This is a genomic window from Trichocoleus sp. FACHB-262, from assembly GCF_014696035.1.
GTDB lineage: Bacteria > Cyanobacteriota > Cyanobacteriia > FACHB-46 > FACHB-46 > Trichocoleus.
In genome coordinates this window covers 1-4,165 of the sequence record NZ_JACJPK010000025.1, presented here as the reverse complement: position 1 = coordinate 4,165, position 4,165 = coordinate 1, and the positions used below count along the sequence as shown (strand labels likewise).

At 47.2% G+C, this 4,165-nt stretch carries 6 protein-coding genes; 2 read left to right on the top strand and 4 right to left on the bottom strand.

Features of this window, described 5'->3' with window-relative positions; all coding sequences use genetic code 11:
- Positions 1 to 168: 168 nt before the first annotated feature.
- The 4 genes from H6F68_RS05220 to H6F68_RS05205 are packed head-to-tail and all read right to left on the bottom strand — an operon-like array spanning position 169 to position 2,035.
- Positions 169 to 966: a PD40 domain-containing protein gene (locus tag H6F68_RS05220; protein WP_190557050.1), complete on the bottom strand. Its 798-nt coding sequence runs from the start codon at positions 964 to 966 to the stop codon at positions 169 to 171.
- Positions 959 to 1,402 (bottom strand): transposase, encoded by a 444-nt coding sequence (locus H6F68_RS05215; protein ID WP_190557048.1) that lies wholly within the window; start codon positions 1,400 to 1,402, stop codon positions 959 to 961. Before H6F68_RS05215 ends, H6F68_RS05220 begins: the two co-directional genes overlap by 8 nt.
- 14 nt (positions 1,403 to 1,416) lie before the next feature.
- The gene (locus H6F68_RS05210; protein ID WP_190557046.1) at positions 1,417 to 1,782 is read right to left on the bottom strand and encodes an IS5 family transposase; all 366 of its coding nucleotides are present in this window, start codon (positions 1,780 to 1,782) and stop codon (positions 1,417 to 1,419) included.
- A gap of 37 nt (positions 1,783 to 1,819) precedes the next feature.
- On the bottom strand, positions 1,820 to 2,035 hold the full coding sequence (locus H6F68_RS05205) for a hypothetical protein (RefSeq protein WP_190557044.1): 216 nt from the start codon (positions 2,033 to 2,035) through the stop codon (positions 1,820 to 1,822).
- 526 nt (positions 2,036 to 2,561) lie between these two features.
- Here H6F68_RS05205 and H6F68_RS28695 point away from each other — a divergent pair.
- Together H6F68_RS28695 and H6F68_RS05195 are read left to right on the top strand one after the other, a co-directional pair.
- Entirely contained in the window at positions 2,562 to 3,080 is a 519-nt protein-coding gene (locus H6F68_RS28695; protein ID WP_206755501.1) for a hypothetical protein, read from the top strand.
- Positions 3,081 to 3,123: 43 nt separating this feature from the next.
- Complete coding sequence (locus H6F68_RS05195) at positions 3,124 to 3,702, top strand: FHA domain-containing protein (RefSeq protein WP_190557039.1); 579 nt, start codon at positions 3,124 to 3,126, stop codon at positions 3,700 to 3,702.
- The last annotated feature ends 463 nt before the right edge of the window (positions 3,703 to 4,165 follow it).

The window sequence follows — 4,165 nt, the reverse complement described above, 5'->3', positions numbered from 1 at the left end:
ATTGGATGGATACCTTTCGCCTGTTGCCAAGCTCAGAGCTGGAAGTGGCAGAACTCAAAGTGGCTTGAGTGCAACTGATCAGTTTCCTCTCACCGTAGTAACAAAAGAAGGATAAGTAACGCCAGACATCATCCGTCGCCACGAACAGTGGCTAATTGGAAGTGGTCCCTAATTGATGGGTCGCCAAACAGGAAATTCATTGACTGTTTCTTCGGCTTCAAAGTCGGTGAGCCTCGTGTTCTCGGAGCCATCCACATGGATCGTGTAAATCTCGGTCTTCGGCTTGTACGCGATCGGTTGGAGAGCATAAATCAGCCGCTTGCCATCCGGGGACCAACTTGGAGATAAACTCCAATTACCAAATGGATTCTGCGTTAGCTGAGTTTGACCAGACCCATCCGCATTCATCACATAGATGTTAAAACGCTCCTGGCGAAGTGAAGCAAAAGCAATTTGCTTGCCATCCGGGGACCAACTCGGAGACTCATCTGGGACTAAGTTATCTGTCAATCGAGTTGGGTTCGAACCATCCGCATCCACGACATAAATCTCAGTATTGACCATGCTAAGGCTCGTCACATGACGGCTAGAGGTAAAAGCAATGCGTTTGCCATCAGGAGACCAGGCTGGCGAAAGGCTGCCTGCATCCTCGATTAGTTTGATTGGATTAGATCCGTCAGCATTCATCACATAAATGGCACCCAGCGGGAAAAAGCCACCGCTAACAGTTACGTGGAAGGCAATCTTTTTACCGTCAGGTGACCAAGTGGGAGAAGAACTGCTATACTCGCTTGCTAATTCGACTTCTCCAGATCCATCGGCATTCATCACATAGATTGAGCTTTTACCCGCCTGGCCCGCAGAACAAGCGATCTGCTGACCATTCGGCGACCAAGCAGGCTTGTAATAGCTAGTCTCAGGATTGCGGCTGATCTTAGAAAGTGTTTGTAAAAGGTTATTAAGCACTGCTTGATTTCCATCTCCGTCGGTTCTTAGTTAATCGCCGCAGCATCAATCGAATCATGACGACATAGATCATGCCTTCGTGATTTTCCGGCAAGCGCTCATAGTCACGAGTCAGGATACGAGCGTTCTCTAACCAAGTCCAAGTGCGTTCGATAATCCATCGCTTGGGCTCCACCTGAAAGCCTTTGCTCTCTTCAAGACGTTGGCTAATTTCTAGCTCCACTTGCCGCTCCCTAAAGGCTCGCTGAATCAGAGTTGCTAATCTCCCTCGATACCCTTTGTCTGCCAGAACTTTGGCAATCCTTTCATAGAGGTCTAACACCCACAGCAGTACCGCAGGGGCCGCTTTGACATCAGCTGTGTTGGCAGCAGTGACATAACAGCCTAAGACGAGCCCTAGCACATCGACGACAACGTGGCGTTTGCGCCCTTTCACCTGTTTGTTGCCATCTACGCCCTGCTCTTCCCCCCTTTTTGTCCTAGTTTGACCGACTGGCTGTCAATGATGGCTAAACTCGGTTGAGCCTGACGTCCTTCGTGAACTCGCACTTGCTGCACGAGTGCCTGATTGATTTGCTCCCACAGACCTAGCCTCACCCACAGACGATAATAGCCATAGACGGTTTGCCACGCAGGGAAATCACTCGGCAAGTTGCGCCATTTGGTGCCATTGTCAGCTCGATAGAAGATGGCATTCAGCACTTCTCGTAAGCTGACTTCTCGAAGTTTGCCCACGGGTTTTTGTGACGGTAATAAGGGGGCGATGCGTTGCCATTCCTCATTGCTGAGGCCACTGTCATAGTTGCGTGGACTCATAGTTCCGTCCCCAGAGCTTCGACTCCTTAGATATTGCTCATTTCACTACCTGAATTCTTTCTACTTCATATCTATTTACAAACATTCTCTTAGTTTGTCCAGACCCATCGGCATTCATCACATAGAGCGCCTCTATACCATCCCGATTAGAAACAAAAGCAATCTCAGCATTTTTGTTAGTCATAGGAAGCGCTGAAAGAATCGTGTTAGTAGCCTTGAAGGACAAACTTGCAGTTCTAGCCTCTTTAGACACAGGGTTGGCACAGGCATGTAGGAGAATACTCAGTAAGCAAACCGTAGCAGCAAGACGATGCTGGACAGAATACATCAAGAGCTCACTTTGCTTATTGATGTATTTAACTTACCCAAACTCCGCTTGCACAGCGTTTAAGCCCGAAAGCCCAATTCAAGCTAAATCAAAAATCCGATCGCCCGCTCTACCATAATCCCAGCACCTCCTTCACTACCCAAAAACCGCCCCAACCAGAGCATCAACAACGGTACTTTACTGGTAAGGCGATCGCACCCAAGGGGCTATAGATGCAGGAGCGCTTCATTCCTGAAAGCCAACTGAGAGAGGTAGTGGCAGTAATGGTGAGGCAAGAGCTAGCCAAGATGCAGCAAAAGCATCGAATTAATGAGATGTGGGATGCAGTTATCGCATCATTCAATCAGTGAGAAAGTGAGGAGAATCCCCAACTAACTAGTCAGATTAGCAAGGTGGAAGAAGATTGCTTTTGCTTAGTTGGTAGGCTAATCCTAGTTAGTTGAGAGTTACCATGAAGTGGAAAGCGATCGCGGGAGTGTCGGTGGGAGTGCTCCTATTACTAATGGGTTGCAATCGCACCACTTCAATGCCAACAATCGATGCTGATAAACAACCTCGAACCCAAAATTGGGTAACGGATGAAATGAATGGGAATTGGCTGATTGACACAGCGTCCATCAAGGCAACTACATTCACTTTGAGGGACAACTGGCGTTACTACTGGACACAGAAGCTGATTGGCAAAGGCGTTCAGTATGATCTGAAGCTCAAGAACCCTGAAAAGCGCAACAAAGGGCTGAAGCTAGTAATCACTAATATTATTCATAGCTGCGAAAATAGCGACCCTATCGCCGCCCGAACACTGACGCTAGTTGAACGTAATGGGAAGCATAAGCTGGACCAAACCTATATTGATCCGCGGGACCGTCACGCTTCACTGCCTTCCCGACAGCCCAAAGGTACCAATAGCAGATACCTTGAATTGATACGTGCTAGGTGTAGGCAAGCGGGAGTAGAACCGAACTTTTAGCTAGAGCCCAGCTAGATAGGCATTTAGTTGCAGAGAAAAATTAATGAATCAGCTCCACTACCTGGCTATTGAGGATAATAGAGGGATTCGAGAACTTCTTCTGGATGCTCCCACTTACTCAATTGGGAGAAGCGCGAAGCGTGATATTCGTCTCTTCTCAATGTTTGTGAGCCCGCATCATGCCACCTTAGTTCAACAATCGCGTGAGGATGGTAGCTCTTGCTATCGAATTATTGACGGCAATCTAGAAGGTAAGCCGAGTATCACTGGTATCTCAATTGAGGGCCATAAGCTGGAAGCCCATAATCTAGAAAATGGGGATGTCGTTGTGTTGGGGCCACAAGTTTACTTGTTTTACCTCACAAAAGAAAAAGGGGATGAATCAATTGGGAAGTGTGACTTTCTTTTTCAATGCTCAAAAAAGTGGGATGGCTTGAGGGAAACTAGCGACTCAAATATAAGGTACTGCTCAGAATGCCAGCAGGAAGTTTATCGCATTAAATCTTCTGATTTGAAAAATCGGCCAGCTACTTACAAGTGCTTTGCAGTTGATTTTTGGTGGGGCTCTGACGTTGGAACCCTTATAGATCCTAATGCGGTCGCAGTGGACTGCGAGGAATAATCATAGCTTTAGAAGTGGGAAGGAAAGCATTCTGCGATCGTTACTCCAAGCAACTAGCGTCTCATAGCTTAAAGGCCTAAACACCTAAAGGTTTAATACCTTTATAGCTCCACATCGCCTCATCCCTGGAGGCTCATGCTCAGTAGACGAGATACCTGCGAATTACTTTCCATCAAGGCATGGCAGGAGAGGGTGCATATTAGCCCATACAATTAATCAGTCTCCTGCATGTAAGCAAGTTGAGTTATTGGGAAATATACAAGTACAAGCAGATCACTAGCATCCCTGGAGTAACAAGCTCCTCCATCCTTAAGGTATGACATATTCCCCGAAGTGACATCTCCTCCATTAATGAACTACCCCGCCGCAAGCAGCGGGGTATCAGCATCAAAAGAGGGCTAATTGCTCATCTCGATGTAGTTCAAATACTCCTTGCCTTGCTCTTTGACATACCTCGCAATCA

Bases quoted from the DNA above. Each gene is read 5' to 3' on its own strand.
- H6F68_RS05210 (WP_190557046.1), bottom strand. From the start codon at position 1,782: ATGAGTCCACGCAACTATGACAGTGGCCTCAGCAATGAGGAATGGCAA.
- H6F68_RS05195 (WP_190557039.1), top strand. From the start codon at position 3,124: ATGAATCAGCTCCACTACCTGGCTATTGAGGATAATAGAGGGATTCGA.
- H6F68_RS28695 (WP_206755501.1), top strand. From the start codon at position 2,562: ATGAAGTGGAAAGCGATCGCGGGAGTGTCGGTGGGAGTGCTCCTATTA.